Origin of the sequence: Enterococcus sp. DIV0774 (assembly GCF_050539095.1) — a bacterium.
Taxonomy (GTDB): domain Bacteria; phylum Bacillota; class Bacilli; order Lactobacillales; family Enterococcaceae; genus Enterococcus; species Enterococcus faecalis.
In genome coordinates this window covers 31,882-47,469 of record NZ_CP172923.1, presented here as the reverse complement: position 1 = coordinate 47,469, position 15,588 = coordinate 31,882, and the positions used below count along the sequence as shown (strand labels likewise).

Sequence of the window (15,588 nt, the reverse complement as noted above, 5' to 3'; positions counted from 1 at the left end):
TTTCGACAAAAGATGCTCGCTGTTCTCACCACCCACAGCGTCTCTGAAATCCATCTGCTTGTCTACTTCTTCTATTCTTTGTGTTTTTATAACACTTTATTTAAATGATCTAATGCTTTTTCTTTGCCTAATAATTCGATGGTTTCGCCTAATTCAGGACCATGCATTTGTCCAGAAACAGCAATTCGAATTGGCATAAACAAGTTTTTGCCTTTAACGCCGGTTTCTTTTTGGACGGCTTTAATCGCTGCTTTAATACTTGGCACATCGAAAACGTCCAAGGCTTCTAATTGTTCTTTAAACGCCTGTAACACAGTTGGCACTGTTTCTCCTTGCAAGAATTCTTTCGCAGCATCATCTAAAACTGGATGTTCATTAAAGAACAAGTTTGATAGTTCCACAATTTCAGCTGCATAACTCATTTGTGGTTGATACAAGCTAACTAATTGTTTTAACCATTCGATTTTTTCAGGAGATGGATTTTCTTCAACACGACCGTCAGCGACTAAATAAGGAATACACATATCTGTTAGTTCACCTAAGTCCATTTGTTTCATGTATTGATTGTTAATCCATTCTAATTTTTTCGCATCAAAGGCCGCTGGTGACTTGCTTAAGCGTTGTTCATCAAACAATTTAATCAAGTCTTCTTGTGAGAAGATTTCTTCTTCGCCAACAGGAGACCATCCTAGTAAAGCAATAAAGTTGAACATGGCTTCTGGTAAGTAACCTAATTCACGGTATTGTTCAATAAATTGTAAAATTGTTTCATCACGTTTGCTCAATTTTTTGCCAGTTTCTGAATTAATGATTAAGGTCATATGGCCAAAGACAGGTGGTGTCCATTCAAACGCTTCGTAAATCATTAATTGTTTTGGTGTGTTCGCAATGTGATCATCGCCACGTAAAACGTGAGAAATTTTCATTAAGTGATCATCTACTGCAACGGCAAAGTTATACGTTGGCATCCCATCGCGTTTTTGGATGACAAAATCGCCACCAATGTTATCTGACTCAAAAGTAATTTCACCTTTCACGATGTCATCAAACTTGTATTCTGTATTACGTGGCACACGGAAACGAATCACTGGTTCTAGACCAGCCGCTTCTTTGGCTGCTTGTTCATAAGGTGTTAAATTCGCACAAGTGCCTGCGTAGTGAGGCATTTCCCCACGAGCTTGTTGTGCTTCACGTTCTGCTTCTAATTCTTCTGGCGTACAATAACACTTATACGCACGATTGCTACTTAATAATTGATCAATCAATGGTTGGTAAATTTCTTTACGTTCTGATTGACGATATGGACCATATTCTCCCGGATGAGCAGGTGATTCATCCCATTCCATCCCTAACCATGCTAAGTTTTCCAACTGACTTTTCTCGCCGTCTTCGATGTTCCGTTTTTGGTCGGTATCCTCGATACGAATGATAAATTCTCCGTCATTATGGCGGGCAAATAAGTAGTTAAATAATGCTGTTCTTGCATTCCCAATGTGCAAGTGTCCAGTTGGACTTGGTGCGTAACGCACACGAACTTTCGTCATGTTCATTCCTCTTTCCATTTTTTAAAAACAGACGGTTTAACGTCGTTTTCAGTTATTTTTCCAATAAAGCAACGGCAATTGCGCCGATTCCTTCTTTTTTACCAACAAAGCCCATCGTTTCCATGGTCGTTGCCTTAATGTTCACTTGTGTGACCGCTAAGTGGCAACTCGCGGCTAGATTCTTTTTCATCTCTGCCAAGTATGGGCTCATCTTTGGCTCTTCCGCTAAAATTGTACAATCAATATTGCCAATAGTAAAGCCCGACCGCCCAACTTTTTCATTTACTTTTTTTAATAAGTTTACAGAATTCGCATTTTTGAACTGCGGATCGGTTTCGGGAAACAGTTGCCCAATATCACCCAGACCAGCGGCACCAAGGATTGCATCAATAATTGCATGTGTTAAAACATCGGCATCTGAGTGACCTAACAGACCTTTTTCATAAGGTAGAGTAACCCCACCAATAATTAAAGGTCGTTGCGGAACTAATTGATGAACATCAAAACCTTGACCGATTCGAATCATACTAAGTCCTCACTTTGCTTAATTTTTATCGTTTTTAGGATGGTTATCCTTGCGATCATTAATCCCGCGACCCGCGTGCGCCGGTTTGGCAAAAATCATACGCCCAGCTGCGGTTTGTAAAGCACTTGTGACGACCACTTCGATTTGCTCGTTCATGTAATGCTGGCCATCTTCTACCACAACCATTGTGCCATCATCTAAGTAAGCGACCCCTTGTTGACGCTCTGTTCCGGCTTTTACAACCATCACATTCATCGTTTCACCTGGAATCACCACTGGTTTCACAGCATTAGCTAAAGCATTAATGTTTAAAACAGGCACATTTTGAAATTCAGAGACTTTATTTAAGTTGTAGTCATTGGTCACAACCACGCCATCTAATAATTTTGCTAATTTGATTAATTTACTGTCTACTTCAGAGATATCCTCGAAATCTCCGTCATACATCTCAACAGAGATACCTTCTTCTTTTTGTAAAGCATTTAAAATATCTAAGCCACGACGACCTCTCACCCGTTTTAAACTGTCTCCAGAATCAGCAATGTATTGTAATTCATATAAAACAAAGTTAGGGATGAGCAAAACACCTTCTAAAAAGCCTGTTTTAGCGATATCGTAGATTCTGCCATCAATGATGACACTGGTGTCTAAAATTTTGTATTTATGGAAGTTGTCTTCCACTTTACGTTCCAACATTTGTCCTTCGGTGTCTTCCGTATTTGCTTTCTTTTGGCGAGGTGTGAAAACTTTTTTCCACTCCTCAATCCGTGTTGTTCCCATTCGGAAACCTAAGTAACCCAGAATAATCATAACTAGAATTGGTAGTAAACTATTCACGACAGGAATTTGTAAGTTGTACATTGGAATGGAGATAATGACGCCAATTGTTAAACCAATGATGGCACCAATACTTCCAAATAATAAATAGGTTAAACTCATTTCATTTAAAGCTGCTTCGATTTTTTTGACAGCGGAAACAATATACTTTGCTAACCCTAAAGATAAAATAAAGAAAATAATTGCACCGATTAATCCGTTCGTAAAGTTATTGTTTAACCAACTGTTATTGCCTTGCTTAGCCATTTCCCAAGCCATTGGGAAAAGAGAAATTCCTAAACTTGCACCAGCAATGATCATCAGCAACGTGATGATTCGTTTTTGCATATAGCCATCCTCCTCGTTTATTTAATAAAGACGTCTAGTGTTGTGGGGCGTACAAAAATCATACGCCACCAACAACCTAAACGGATTATTTCTACTTTTTTCATTATTTAAAAACTTTTCTTAACGTTTCACCAATTGTTGAAACGCCAATAATTTCAATCCCTTCAGGCGCTTCCCAGCCACCAAGGTTATTTTTAGGGACATAGACTTTTGTAAAGCCTAGTTTTTGCGCTTCACGCACTCGTTGTTCAATACTATTCACGCGGCGAATTTCACCAGTTAAACCAATCTCACCAATGAAACATTCCGAAGATGAGGTTCCTTTTTCTTTATAGCTAGAAGCAATACTGATTGCTAACGCTAAATCAATAGCTGGTTCATTAATTTTGACTCCACCAGCCGCTTTTAGATACGCATCCTGGTTTTGTAATAAAAGGCCTGCCCGTTTTTCTAAAACCGCCATGATTAAAGAAACGCGATTAAAGTCCAACCCGGTGGTCGTTCGCTTGGCATTGCCAAACATCGTTGGGGTAACTAACGCTTGGATTTCCACCAAAATGGGGCGTGAACCTTCCATTGCTACCACAATCGAAGATCCGGTGGCTCCTTCTAAACGTTCTTCTAAAAAGACCTGAGAAGGATTCATAACTTCAACCAATCCATGTGTCTGCATTTCAAAAATACCAATCTCATTCGTTGAGCCAAACCGATTTTTGACAGCCCGTAAGATTCTAAAGGTGTGATGCTTATCTCCTTCAAAATAAAGAACCGTGTCTACCATATGTTCCAACATCCGTGGCCCTGCGATAGACCCTTCCTTCGTTACGTGTCCGACAATAAAAATGGCAATCCCATTCGTTTTTGCCAGTTTCAATAATTCGGCAGTTGTTTCTCGGACTTGACTGACACTACCAGCAACGCTGGTAACATCTGGCTGCGTCATTGTTTGAATCGAGTCAATAATGACATAGTCTGGTTCTAATTTTTCAATGGCTCGTGATATTTCGTGCATATCTGTTTCTGCGTATAAGTAAAATGTCTCGTTGACGGTGCCTAGACGCTCCGCTCGTAATTTAATTTGCTCAGCACTTTCTTCACCAGAAACATATAAAACCGTGCCACCTGTGGCTGCTAATTGTTGCGATACTTGTAAGAGCAATGTTGACTTACCTATTCCGGGATCGCCACCGATTAAAACTAACGAACCTGGAACAACGCCACCACCTAAAACCCGATTCAGCTCCACTAATTCAGTTTTTACACGAGGCTCTTTTTTAGGTACGACTTCAGATAGCCGTTGTGGTTGTGTCTTTTTACCAGTCAAACTTACTCTAGCACGACGATCAGAAGTATCTTGAATAACCTCTTCCACCATCGAATTCCATTGTCCACAATTAGGACAGCGGCCGAGATATTTTGGAGACACATACCCACAGCTTTGACATTCAAATTGAACTTTTGCTTTTTTTGCCATGTAGAATCTCCTTATCTGTTGTTTATTTTAACATTTATTAAATGGTTTGAATAACGTTGCCTACTGAAAAAATAGGCTTTATTTTTGTCCAGACGAACCAAAACCGCCCGTTCTTTCTGCCTCGACTTGGTCATCATCCGCTAATAAAAACGGTTTAAAAATCCCTTGGCCAATTCGTTCACCTTTTTCAATGACAACATCTTCATATCCAAAGTTTAAAAATTGGAACATGATATGTCCTTCGTTATTCTCGTTATTATAATAATCACTGTCAATGACTCCGACACCATTCGCTAAAAGTAGGAACCGTTTTAGCGGGTTCGAAGAACGACTCACCAATTCTAAATATTCAGAATCAGGCATATACGCCTTAATTCCTGTTTTAACTAAAATTGGTTTGGGATTTTCTCCAGCTTGTTGTAACTTCCAAAGACTTGGTACAACGACCGTTTCGGCTGCTTGAAAATCATACCCCGCGGCACCTTTTGTTGCTCGTTGTGGGACACTCAAGCCCTCTTCTTGATACTTAGAAATAATCTCAAAACCACGTTGTTTCATATTCATTCTCCCCTACTGTCTAAACTACTCCTATTTTACCATAATCTCTGATACTCTGGTTGTTTTTAGTAAGTTTCTCATTTCTAAAAGCCCAGTTAATCTAGACTACGCAAAAAAGAGGAGAATTTTTGTTTATTTTCCTTCTTTTAGTCTATCATCTTCTCTTAAAATAAACAGACCAAATCCCAAAAAGTCCCAAGATTCCCTCAAAAAGTTCACACTTTCATTAAACTTTCTTTACTATTCATTATTTAGCACTTTCTAGTAGCCGCTGATTTTGTTATAATGAGTGTCAAATTTTACTGTAAAAAGAAACGAGGCACTTATGAGAAACAAACTCCAACAGGCCAAACGAATTGTGATCAAAGTCGGAACCAGTTCTCTGATTTATCCCAATGGCAATATTAACTTAAAAGCAATTGATCAATTAGCCTTTACTTTGAGTGATTTAAGCAACCAAGGCAAAGAAATTATTTTAGTTTCTTCTGGCGCAATTGGTGTCGGACTGAATAAATTAAATCTATCTGTACGCCCAACGACAATTCCCGAACAACAGGCAGTCGCTGCAGTCGGCCAAGCAGAATTAATGAACATTTATAATCAGCGGTTTTCAACCTATAGCCAACAAATGGCACAAGTTTTATTAACTCGTGATGTTATTGAATATCCTGAAAGTCGCAATAATGTTACCAATACTTTTGAACAACTGTTAAAAATGAATATTATTCCTATCGTCAATGAAAATGATACTGTCGCAATTGAAGAATTGGATCACTTAACCAAGTTCGGGGATAACGATCAATTGTCTGCCATTGTCTGCCAAATTGTTCAAGCTGACTTGTTAGTTATGTTATCAGATATTGATGGTTTCTTTTCAGATAACCCTACTGTCAACAAAGAAGCCACGTTATTTTCTGAAATCAATGAAATTAATGAAGACTTGTTCCAATTAGCCGGTGGTAAGGGGAGCCGCTTTGGCACTGGTGGGATGTCTAGTAAATTAAAAGCTGCTGAACGTGTGTTAGCTAATCAACAGGCGATGATTTTAGCAAACGGAAAGCAGCCAAAAATCATTTTTGAAATTTTAGAAGGAAAAGATATCGGTACGTTATTTATTAAAGGAGGGCATGAAAGTGACTGATTTAAAGCAACTAGGGCAACAAGCTAAAGAAGCCTCTTATACGCTAGGCTTGATGGATACTCGTCAAAAAAATACTTTGTTAAACAAAATGGCCGCAGCCATTGAAGCCAATGCGCCCCGCATTTTACAAGCAAACGCATTAGATTTAGAGCAAGCCGCTACCCACGGAATTTCTGAAACAATGCAAGACCGCTTACGTTTAACAGAAGAACGGATCACAGCGATGGCCGAGGGCATACGCCAAGTCGCTACTTTACCCGATCCAATTGGGGAAGTAGATAAAATGTGGCGCAATGAAGCGGGGCTGTTAATTGGGCAACAACGCGTGCCTTTAGGTGTTATTGGAATCATTTATGAATCGCGGCCAAACGTGACAACAGATGCCGCTAGCCTTTGTTTCAAATCAGGAAATGCTGTTATTCTTCGAGGCGGAAAAGAAGCGTTTCACTCCAATCAGATATTGGTGACAATTTTACAAGAAGCGCTAATACAAGAAGCCGTTTCTCCCCATCTCATTCAATTTGTTGATGATACTTCTAGAGAAACAGCCCAACAACTTATGCGCTTAAATGACTACTTGGATGTCCTCATTCCGCGTGGCGGCGCCAACTTAATCAAAACTGTTTTGACAACAGCCACTGTTCCTGTTATTGAAACGGGCACAGGCAATTGTCATATTTACGTGGACAAAGACGCCCAGTTAACAATGGCAACTGAAATTATTGTCAATGCTAAATGTCAACGTCCTTCTGTCTGTAACGCCGCCGAAACGTTATTAATTCATCAAGAGGTGGCTGAAGCCTTTTTACCAACAATTGAAAAAGCCTTGAAGGAGTTTCACGTGGAACTTCGGGCAGATGAACGTGCGTTAGCAATTTTTGAAGAAGCCATTCCAGCGACTGAACAAGATTGGGAAACGGAATTTCTCGACTTTATCTTAGCAGTGAAAGTCGTTGATTCTTTGGACGAAGCCATCCAGCATATTAATCGCTACAATACAAAACATTCTGAAAGTATTATTAGTGATAATTACTTTGCCACACAACAATTTTTACAACAAGTGGATGCAGCCGCTGTTTATGCGAATGCTTCAACTCGTTTCACGGACGGTTTTGAATTTGGATTTGGCGCCGAAATCGGCATTAGTACGCAAAAACTACATGCCCGTGGACCTATGGGCTTAGCAGAGCTTACTTCGACAAAATATGTTATTTATGGAAATGGGCAAGCACGTTCTTAGAAAGAAAAACCCTTGATTTAAAGATCAAGGGTTTTTCTTTCTCTTCTCCAATGTGCATTTTTACACATGAGATTGTTCACAGTTCCACAATCTATTCTTGATATTTTTTTTGAATCCTCATTATACTTTCTACATATGCTTGTTTCACTTGGACTGGCTCTAAAATTGTCACTTCTTCACCAAAGCCCATAAAATAGTTGGCTAAAAATTGTGTTTCTGTTGGATGAATCTGTCCAACTAAAAAACACTGCGTGGGCGTTTCTTCCAACTGAATATTGTCAAAGCGATGTTTATAAAAAAATTCTTTGCCTTTTTCTGTAATGATTGCTTTAAATGGAATCGTACGTGCTGTCGTTTGTTGATGGCGATACGATTCTTTCAGTTCTTCAGTCGTAAAATCCAGTGTTTGGTTTAACTGCTGAATAGCCTCCATAAAATCACAGCGGTAAGTACGCCAAGCCTTTTTAGTCACATCATAGCCTGAACAATACCAATACCCTTCTAAAATAGTTAACCGGGTTGGTAAGATTTTTTTCGTTGTTGCTTCATATCTGGTATAGTTAAACTGAATTACTTGTTGCGCCAAAATACAATGAAACAGCTGCTCTAAATTGCCTGGTGCTTCTACTTGTTCAATTCCTTCGTAATAGACGACCTTACTCATTTGACTGATTTTAAATTGGGTTGGTTCATCTAAAGAATGCAATAATTTTTGCTGAATTTGCTGATAGGAATGACCAAACGGTGACTCTGCGACTAATTTCAGTAATTGTAACGAAAAAAAGATCGCTAACACTTCATTTTCGTTAAAATAAATCGGCGGCAACAACGGTTTGTTTAAAACTCGATAGCCACCATAACGACCATTCTCCACATATAGCGGCACGCCTAAATTTTCCAAAGCTTCAATATCCCGCAAAGCTGTGCTTTTAGAAATCCCAAAAGTTTTCATTAACTGATTTAAATTAAACTGAGGATGGGTTCTCAAGAAAAAAAGTTCCTGATTTAAACGTTCTGATTTTTTCATTTTCCCCTCCATCGGTGTCACTTTTTGACACCTTTTATTGTTATGCTTATCTTATCAATCTTAGGAGGTTCAAACAATGAAAAACACACAATTTGCCCTTTTTATGGTCTTAAACGGACGAGCAACGGAAGCCTTGACGTTTTACCAAGAAGCCTTTGCTGGTGATATTCTTTTTAAAATTACTAATCAAGAATTTAAAGAGCGTTTAAATCCTTCTTTGACCATTCCCGCTGGCGAAGAACACTGGCTTTCTCACTCGATTTTACAAATGGACACTTTTCAATTACAACTAGCTGATAATCCTTTGTTTGCAGGAATGAATACCACGCCCACAGAACAATTGACCCTCAGCTTAACCGTCAATAGCCGTCACTCTGCCAAAACAATTTTTGAAAAACTCACGCGCCATCCCGAATCCTGTATTATCCAAGAACCAATTGAAAATGAATTTGCAACATTTTATGCGATTGTGAAAGATCCTTTTGGTTTAGTCACTCAAATTACTCAAGAAAAACAAGCAGATCCTACCAAGAAAGGACGTTAGCCGAAGAATGCGAACCTATGAATCAAAAGAAGCCTTGATTGAGGCCATTCAAATAGCTTCACAAAAATATTTAGCTGAATTTGCAGAAATTCCTGAAACACTTAAAGATCACCGAATTGAAACAGTAGCTAAAACACCTTCAGAGAACTTAGCCTATCAATTAGGCTGGCTCAACTTGCTGCTTTCTTGGGAAGAACAAGAACAACGTGGTCTGACCGTTCAAACGCCAGCTGAAGGTTATAAATGGAATCAACTGGGCGATCTCTATCAATCATTTTATCAAACCTATGGACAAATGAGTTTAGAAAGTCAGCTGATTGCGTTGCAAGACATCTTAGAAAAATTACTTCATTGGATTGACTCGCTTTCCGAAGACGAATTATTTTTACCTCAACAACGGGCTTGGGCGACTACCAAAGCACAATGGCCTCTTTGGAAATGGATTCACATTAATAGCGTTGCCCCTTTTACTAGTTTCCGAACGCAAATTCGCAAATGGAAAAAAGCGTGTCTTTAAAAAGTTATCCACATTTTTTCAAAAAAAGCTTGACAAGCATTTTTTAAATTCTCCACAGAAAACTTTGTGGATGAAATTTCCTATTTTTTCCAAAAAACTTTTCCACAGTGCTTATTTGTTCGACATTAAATCTTTGTAAATTCTAGAAAAAAGAAGATGAAAACGTTGTTTTAATAACGTTTCCATCTTCTTTCAACTTTAGGGATTCCTTTACTTTTAGCAAGCAGGCCTTCTGAACTTGCGTCTATTTTTTTTAGCAACTCGAAAACTTATCCTTGTGGATAAACCGAGATAAAAAGCTTTTTTGTGGTTTTCAACAGAGTTATGCACAAAGTTATCCACAGGGTGTTTTCAGCAATTTTTCGGAGAATATTCGTTGTTTTAATCTGGTGATTTAGCATTTGAATGTTAATCTCTTACTACTAATTCTTCTTCACTCCACCCTTAGGATCCTAATAAAATTTTAAAGTTTTTCTTCTATTGGTACATCAAATAAAGAGTATGATAAACTATAGGTACTTTCGAAAAATCAGGTGAGGTTATTTATGAAAAATAAAAGTAGGCAGTTTTTAAAAAACAACTGGCCTTATATGTTAGCCAGTTTCTTCATTCCATTTTTAATTATGGCAATTATCTATTTGAGTATTGGGATTTATCCAGGAAGTAGTCGCAGTGTTTTAGCCAGCGATGCCTTTTCTCAATTTTCAAATTTTCACGCAAGCTTTAACAATGTTCTTCATGGAAAACAAAGTCTTTTCTATACGTGGAATGCTTCTTTGGGACTAAACTACTTGTCCTTAATTTCCTATTATCTTGGTGGCTTATTTACGCCGCTCGTCTTTTTCTTTAACAATCAAAACATGCCTGATGCGCTCTATTTCCTAACGTTGTTGAAAATTGGGAGTGCTGGCTTGAGTTTTTGGTTCTTGGCAAAACAAACCTTTAAGATTCCTAAATGGTCCCATGTGACTTTAAGTGTATCTTATGCGCTAATGTCCTTCATTGTGGCCCATTCAGAATTAATTATGTGGCTGGATGCCTTTATTTATCTGCCACTCGTAATTTTAGGAATTCATCGTTTAATGGACCAACGAAAACCGACATTATTGTTTGTCAGTTATTTCTTGCTTTTCATTACAAATTATTATTTTGGCTTTATGATTGGGTTGTTTTCCTTCCTGTACTATTTTGCACGAACGTTTACAGACTGGCAACGATATAAATCTCGAATCGTTGCATATTTTACTACTTCTCTTTTAGCTGGTGGAGCATCCATGATTATGGTCTTACCTGCTGTCTTAGATTTACGAACCAATGGTGAAACTCTTTCTGAAATTACAACCTTTAAAACAGAAGCGACTGCCTTTTTAGATATTATTATGAAAAATATGATTGGCGTTTACGATACAACCAAATATGGGTCCATTCCTTTTATTTACATTGGGTTGTTGCCTTTGATTTTTTGTCTCTTCTATTTCGTTACGAAAGAAATTCCATTGAAAAACAAACTACTTTTTGGCAGTTTGTTTGTCCTATTGATTGCTAGCTTTTACATCACGCCCTTAAATTTATTCTGGCACGGTATGCATGCGCCGAACATGTTTCTTTTCCGCTATAGTTTCCTCTTTTCATTCCTAGTTATTTTGCTTGCTGGTTATGGTTGGGAAAAATTTGAAAAGGATGATCTCGGCGTCTTAAGCGGCTTGATTTTGATTCTTTTAGCAATTTTTGCTCTTGCAATGGGCACAAAAGGTGCTACTAGTTATACGTATGTGACTTTAACCTCTTTCGTATTAACGGCAACTTTTTTACTATTATACTTTTTCGGGATTGCTTTTTATCAATTGAAAAAAGCGCCTATGCAATACTTAGTGATTTTGTTATTGCTGCTCGTTTCTGGTGAAGCAATCATTAATACACGGGCGATGGTCACTGGTATTTTAGATGATTGGAACTACGCATCACGCAGCTTGTATTCTGAGCCTTATCCTGACTTAAAAAATCTAGTCGATCAAACAAAAAAAGAAAATGATACCTTTTACCGCTTGGAAAATTTAAATGGTGTTTCGGCCAATGACGGCATTAACTATGGCTACAGTGGCATTAGCATGTTTTCTTCCGTACGGAACCGACATTCTTCAACATACCTAAACGCCTTAGGTTTCCGCTCACGAGGCACGAATTTAAATATTCGTTACCAAAATAATACCTTGTTAATGGATGCTTTGATGGGCATTAAATACAATATTGCTGAAAACAATCCAATGAAATTCGGCTTTGAGCGACAAGCAGCTGCTGGTAAATATCAGCTTTATCGTAACGAAAATGCTTTGCCGTTAGGATTTTTAGCAGACAAAGAGATTTACAATGTTCGGCAACCTCTCAATGATAATTTAGGTAGTCAAACAAATTTACTAAATGCTTTAGCCAATACTAATGAACGGTATTTTACCTTTTATCAACCAACGATGACGCTTCAAAATAACGTGACAATTACGCAAAATACAGCTGGCGTAACTTTTACGGAGAAACAACATAACGTAGCCAAAGAGATTTCTTATACAGTCAATGTGCCCGCCAATACGCAAGCTTATTTGAGTTTATTCCCAACAGATTTTGCTCAATTGGAAAGTTCCACTGCGACGGTCACCGTGAACGGCTCGAGTCAGCAATCACAAATTGGCATTACTGGCCAATATTATAACTTAGGTTACTATCCCAAAGATACAACTGTTAACTTCAAAGTAAGTTTTTATGGAACCAAAGCAGTAAGTTTTGTTCAGCCGCAAGTAGTTGGCTTAAATACCAATGCATTTGAAAAAGCCATTTCCGCCGTGCAAGAAAAAGGCGTTGATTTAACCACTGGCAAACGCTCTGCTTCAGGTACCTTTACCGCCGACAAAGATCAAGTACTCGTCACTACAATTCCTTATGACAAAGGTTGGCGTGTCAAAATTGATGGCAAAAAAGTTACCCCAAAAGCCTTTAAAGATGCCTTTCTAAGCGTTCCTGTCAGCGCTGGAACCCATACTATTCAGTTCTCTTATTTACCAGAAGGATTGATTCCTGGCATCGTGTTATTCGTTCTATGTACTGGTGGTTTCGTTGCCTACGTAACCTTGATTCCTGCTAGACGAAACCGTAAAAAAGAAGACAAATAAAAAAATCACGCGATGGCTAAGTCATCGCGTGATTTTTTTAAATTTCAGTCATTGCTTCTTCCACAAGCGAAACACTTTGATGTCTTCCTTTCGTAATCAACAAGGAAAGTTGCACAAAAGCAAAGAGGACACTGGTCCGCTTAGGATAAGCAAAATAACGTGGTTGCCAACTAGTGACATATTGTTCTTTGCGCTTGCGTGTATCTTGAAACGCATAAATTTGATAACTATACTTGTAAAAAATATTAACAAAGCGTTCTTTTAAGAAAGAGTACTTGCTCTCCCCTACGTTAGCCAACGGCGCCATCCCAATATCAATTAATTGATAGCCCTGCTGTTGATAGGTTTCAATAAAATGAGTGAACAAATATTCTCTAGTAAAAGCAGGTGCGTCTGAACGAATACGTAACAAATCATAAGAAATACTTTTGCCTTTTTCCATTTCTTTTCCCGTAATGAAACCGATGACCGTTTGTTTCTGTCTCACCAAGCCCACGCTACTGCATTTCAAGTACTCGGGATCCAACCGTCCACCAATAAAGTAGCGCTCTTTTTGATTCCGTGACCAGTCCGCAGAAACTCGTTCTAACTCTTGATATAAGGCATCACTAATCGTTTCGGGATAAAATTCAAACTGAAAATCCGCTGCTTCCGCTGCTATTTTTTCAGTCACTGTTTCCGTCCAGGCTGTTTGATTCACTGTTGACGGCTCATCAAATTGAATCAAGCCTTCTTCCCCAACTTTCATAAATTCAAAGCCGCAATCGTGAAGATTCATAACATATTCTTCCGAAATACGATAAAAAACTAATTGATAACCTAACAAATCAGCTTGATCCATAAACGCCAGTGTCGCCGCTGTCCATTTCTCTCGTTGCCCAATCGGATCCGCCAAGACAAAGCATTTATTAAACTTCATTTGAAACCCAAAAAGTACTTGATCTTCGCCTTCTTCTTGGTAATAAAAATGACCATAATCCTTTAAATACAAAAATTGACTGCCTTCGTTGCCACCAAATTTTTCCAAAAAGCGTGTCAACCGCGCTTCCTCAAACCCCTCACCTAAAGTAACAGTTGTTTCGGCTAAATATTGATACAAAAAGAATAAACCAATCAAGGAAATACTTAATCCAATCAATCCGTTAAACCAAACATCATCTGACGGAAACAACAAAAAGTGATTGATAACTTGATTGCCACCAGCTGGTCGTGCGGCGTAATAGCCAGCAACCGCATAACCGATAAACAAGCAGCCAAACAAAATACTATCTACCGTTAAAGCGCCCCATGAATAAACAAACTTTTCACGATAAAATTCTTTACGAGCCAAAATAACCGCCAATAAAATAACAGCATAAACAGTAATCAACTGCCACGAAGTCGTTCGTGCCACCGTATTTACAATACAAAATCCTAGTAAAATAATTGTAGGCCAATAAGCTTTTTTCACTTTCATAGAAATGCCTCGAGCTAAACCTAATAACAAGAATCCTACAAATAAATTCAATGTCTGATCTAAAAAATTAAAAGAAAAGGGAAGTAACACTTGGAATAAACGACTGACATTCGACAAATTCGTCACAGTCGACAATAGAACCATCATAATTCCTGCAAAATATAACGCCGCCACCAAAATAAAATGCGCCACTTTTTGTGAAAATAACCGAGGTAAATTATCAAAAAATTGATTAACTTTCATGCCTGCTTGTTGCAAGAACAAAATAACTCCTGTCATAAAAGGCGTCACATAATAAAACAAACGATAATACAACAACCAGACGACCGCTTGTGATCGATCAATCCCTAATTGTGATAAGCCCAAAATCATTAAGACATCAAACGTTCCCATACCACCAGGAACCATAGTTAACATCCCGATTAACGTAGCGATAACAAACATTGGGTAAACAGAAACCATCGAAACTGGCACCTGCATCAAGCGACCTATCATTAAGAAAGCAAACATCCCCCCTAGCCATTGACCTAATGAAGCGCCGAATAATAGGAGTACCGCTTTTGGAAAAAATGTTTTAAACAATGTTCGCCGTTTTAAATACGTGAAAAACCAGAGCGCTGGCGCAATCAGACTGCCCAATAATAACCAAACCCAATATTCACGAAAAACATTTTGGGTTCGAATAAAAAATAAATCAACAAACGCCACAAAAGATAAAATAGATAACCCTGAAATCAAGAACAGAGCAACTTTTGAGACCGTTGCTACAACCTTGCCTCGTGGTACATCTTTTCCGTAAAAATTAATCCGTAGCGTTGCCCCAACCACGCCGCCAAAACCCGCTAAGTTATTAATGGTATTAGTGACCCAAGCCGAAGTTAACCAATCCATTCGTTTCATTGGTGGCTTACCTTCTTTTTCCAATAATTTAACGACTACATAGTCATAAAGGAGCATCGGAATAACCCCTAATAGTCCTGCCAAGACCATACCAATTAAACGCCCCGTACTTTGTTGTTCCATCGTGGAAAAAATATCCGCCCAGGTCATGCCTTGAGCGATATGTGTCACTTGGTTAGCCACGAAAACTAATACAGAACCAAGAAAAATTAGTTTCAATAATAAACTGTGTTCTTTCAACCACTGCGTTAGTTGGCTAATATTTTTTTTCATCTTATAGCCTCTTTCATATCTCTTTTCTATTCATTTAACTTTCGTTTTATCGATTTTCTTCCA

Annotated in this window: 12 protein-coding genes and 1 other annotated feature (1 of these 13 only partly in view); of the genes, 5 read left to right on the top strand and 7 right to left on the bottom strand. The window is 38.3% G+C overall.

The window, feature by feature from the left end:
• Window positions 1–88, bottom strand: a binding site (T-box leader) (it extends 119 nt beyond the left edge of the window).
• The 5 genes from gltX to IGL86_RS00175 all read right to left on the bottom strand — a co-directional run bounded on the left by gltX (window position 87) and on the right by IGL86_RS00175 (window position 5,272).
• Window positions 87–1,544, bottom strand: a complete 1,458-nt coding sequence (gltX, locus tag IGL86_RS00195) for a glutamate--tRNA ligase (RefSeq protein WP_430605621.1) — start codon at window positions 1,542–1,544, stop codon at window positions 87–89. (Overlaps the previous feature by 2 nt.)
• A 52-nt stretch (window positions 1,545–1,596) precedes the next feature.
• On the bottom strand, window positions 1,597–2,070 hold the full coding sequence (gene ispF / locus IGL86_RS00190) for a 2-C-methyl-D-erythritol 2,4-cyclodiphosphate synthase (protein WP_002367570.1): 474 nt from the start codon (window positions 2,068–2,070) through the stop codon (window positions 1,597–1,599).
• Window positions 2,071–2,088: 18 nt separating this feature from the next.
• Window positions 2,089–3,234 (bottom strand): PIN/TRAM domain-containing protein, encoded by a 1,146-nt coding sequence (locus tag IGL86_RS00185; protein ID WP_002368622.1) that lies wholly within the window; start codon window positions 3,232–3,234, stop codon window positions 2,089–2,091.
• Window positions 3,235–3,337: 103 nt separating this feature from the next.
• Window positions 3,338–4,708: a DNA repair protein RadA gene (gene radA / locus IGL86_RS00180; protein WP_002356050.1), complete on the bottom strand. Its 1,371-nt coding sequence runs from the start codon at window positions 4,706–4,708 to the stop codon at window positions 3,338–3,340.
• A gap of 78 nt (window positions 4,709–4,786) precedes the next feature.
• Window positions 4,787–5,272: a dUTP diphosphatase gene (locus IGL86_RS00175; protein ID WP_002361472.1), complete on the bottom strand. Its 486-nt coding sequence runs from the start codon at window positions 5,270–5,272 to the stop codon at window positions 4,787–4,789.
• Window positions 5,273–5,591: 319 nt separating this feature from the next.
• Here IGL86_RS00175 and proB point away from each other — a divergent pair, with 319 nt between their 5' ends.
• Both proB and IGL86_RS00165 read left to right on the top strand, forming a co-directional pair.
• Window positions 5,592–6,407 (top strand): glutamate 5-kinase, encoded by an 816-nt coding sequence (gene proB, locus IGL86_RS00170; RefSeq protein ID WP_002389550.1) that lies wholly within the window; start codon window positions 5,592–5,594, stop codon window positions 6,405–6,407.
• Window positions 6,394–7,647 (top strand): glutamate-5-semialdehyde dehydrogenase, encoded by a 1,254-nt coding sequence (locus tag IGL86_RS00165; RefSeq protein ID WP_002385467.1) that lies wholly within the window; start codon window positions 6,394–6,396, stop codon window positions 7,645–7,647. The genes proB and IGL86_RS00165 overlap by 14 nt, the downstream gene beginning before the upstream one ends.
• A gap of 91 nt (window positions 7,648–7,738) precedes the next feature.
• Here IGL86_RS00165 and IGL86_RS00160 read toward each other — a convergent pair whose 3' ends face one another.
• Window positions 7,739–8,686, bottom strand: a complete 948-nt coding sequence (locus IGL86_RS00160) for a helix-turn-helix transcriptional regulator (RefSeq protein WP_002385468.1) — start codon at window positions 8,684–8,686, stop codon at window positions 7,739–7,741.
• A gap of 64 nt (window positions 8,687–8,750) precedes the next feature.
• Between IGL86_RS00160 and IGL86_RS00155 the strand changes: the two genes are divergently transcribed.
• From IGL86_RS00155 to IGL86_RS00145, 3 genes are all read left to right on the top strand, one after another.
• On the top strand, window positions 8,751–9,218 hold the full coding sequence (locus tag IGL86_RS00155; RefSeq protein ID WP_002364587.1) for a VOC family protein: 468 nt from the start codon (window positions 8,751–8,753) through the stop codon (window positions 9,216–9,218).
• A 7-nt stretch (window positions 9,219–9,225) separates the two neighbouring features.
• A complete protein-coding gene (locus IGL86_RS00150; protein ID WP_033626085.1) occupies window positions 9,226–9,735 on the top strand; it encodes a ClbS/DfsB family four-helix bundle protein in 510 nt (169 codons plus the stop codon).
• A 545-nt stretch (window positions 9,736–10,280) separates the two neighbouring features.
• Complete coding sequence (locus tag IGL86_RS00145) at window positions 10,281–12,896, top strand: YfhO family protein (RefSeq protein ID WP_002370603.1); 2,616 nt, start codon at window positions 10,281–10,283, stop codon at window positions 12,894–12,896.
• Window positions 12,897–12,933: 37 nt separating this feature from the next.
• Here the strand turns inward: IGL86_RS00145 and mprF are convergent, their stop codons facing one another.
• Window positions 12,934–15,525 (bottom strand): bifunctional lysylphosphatidylglycerol flippase/synthetase MprF, encoded by a 2,592-nt coding sequence (gene mprF, locus IGL86_RS00140; RefSeq protein ID WP_002379842.1) that lies wholly within the window; start codon window positions 15,523–15,525, stop codon window positions 12,934–12,936.
• Between the last annotated feature and the right edge of the window lie 63 nt (window positions 15,526–15,588).

Coding starts and splice junctions, on each gene's coding strand:
- gltX (WP_430605621.1), bottom strand. CDS start 1,544: ATGACGAAAGTTCGTGTGCGTTACGCACCAAGTCCAACTGGACACTTG.
- ispF (WP_002367570.1), bottom strand. CDS start 2,070: ATGATTCGAATCGGTCAAGGTTTTGATGTTCATCAATTAGTTCCGCAA.
- IGL86_RS00185 (WP_002368622.1), bottom strand. CDS start 3,234: ATGCAAAAACGAATCATCACGTTGCTGATGATCATTGCTGGTGCAAGT.
- radA (WP_002356050.1), bottom strand. CDS start 4,708: ATGGCAAAAAAAGCAAAAGTTCAATTTGAATGTCAAAGCTGTGGGTAT.
- IGL86_RS00175 (WP_002361472.1), bottom strand. CDS start 5,272: ATGAATATGAAACAACGTGGTTTTGAGATTATTTCTAAGTATCAAGAA.
- proB (WP_002389550.1), top strand. CDS start 5,592: ATGAGAAACAAACTCCAACAGGCCAAACGAATTGTGATCAAAGTCGGA.
- IGL86_RS00165 (WP_002385467.1), top strand. CDS start 6,394: ATGAAAGTGACTGATTTAAAGCAACTAGGGCAACAAGCTAAAGAAGCC.
- IGL86_RS00160 (WP_002385468.1), bottom strand. CDS start 8,686: ATGGAGGGGAAAATGAAAAAATCAGAACGTTTAAATCAGGAACTTTTT.
- IGL86_RS00155 (WP_002364587.1), top strand. CDS start 8,751: ATGAAAAACACACAATTTGCCCTTTTTATGGTCTTAAACGGACGAGCA.
- IGL86_RS00150 (WP_033626085.1), top strand. CDS start 9,226: ATGCGAACCTATGAATCAAAAGAAGCCTTGATTGAGGCCATTCAAATA.
- IGL86_RS00145 (WP_002370603.1), top strand. CDS start 10,281: ATGAAAAATAAAAGTAGGCAGTTTTTAAAAAACAACTGGCCTTATATG.
- mprF (WP_002379842.1), bottom strand. CDS start 15,525: ATGAAAAAAAATATTAGCCAACTAACGCAGTGGTTGAAAGAACACAGT.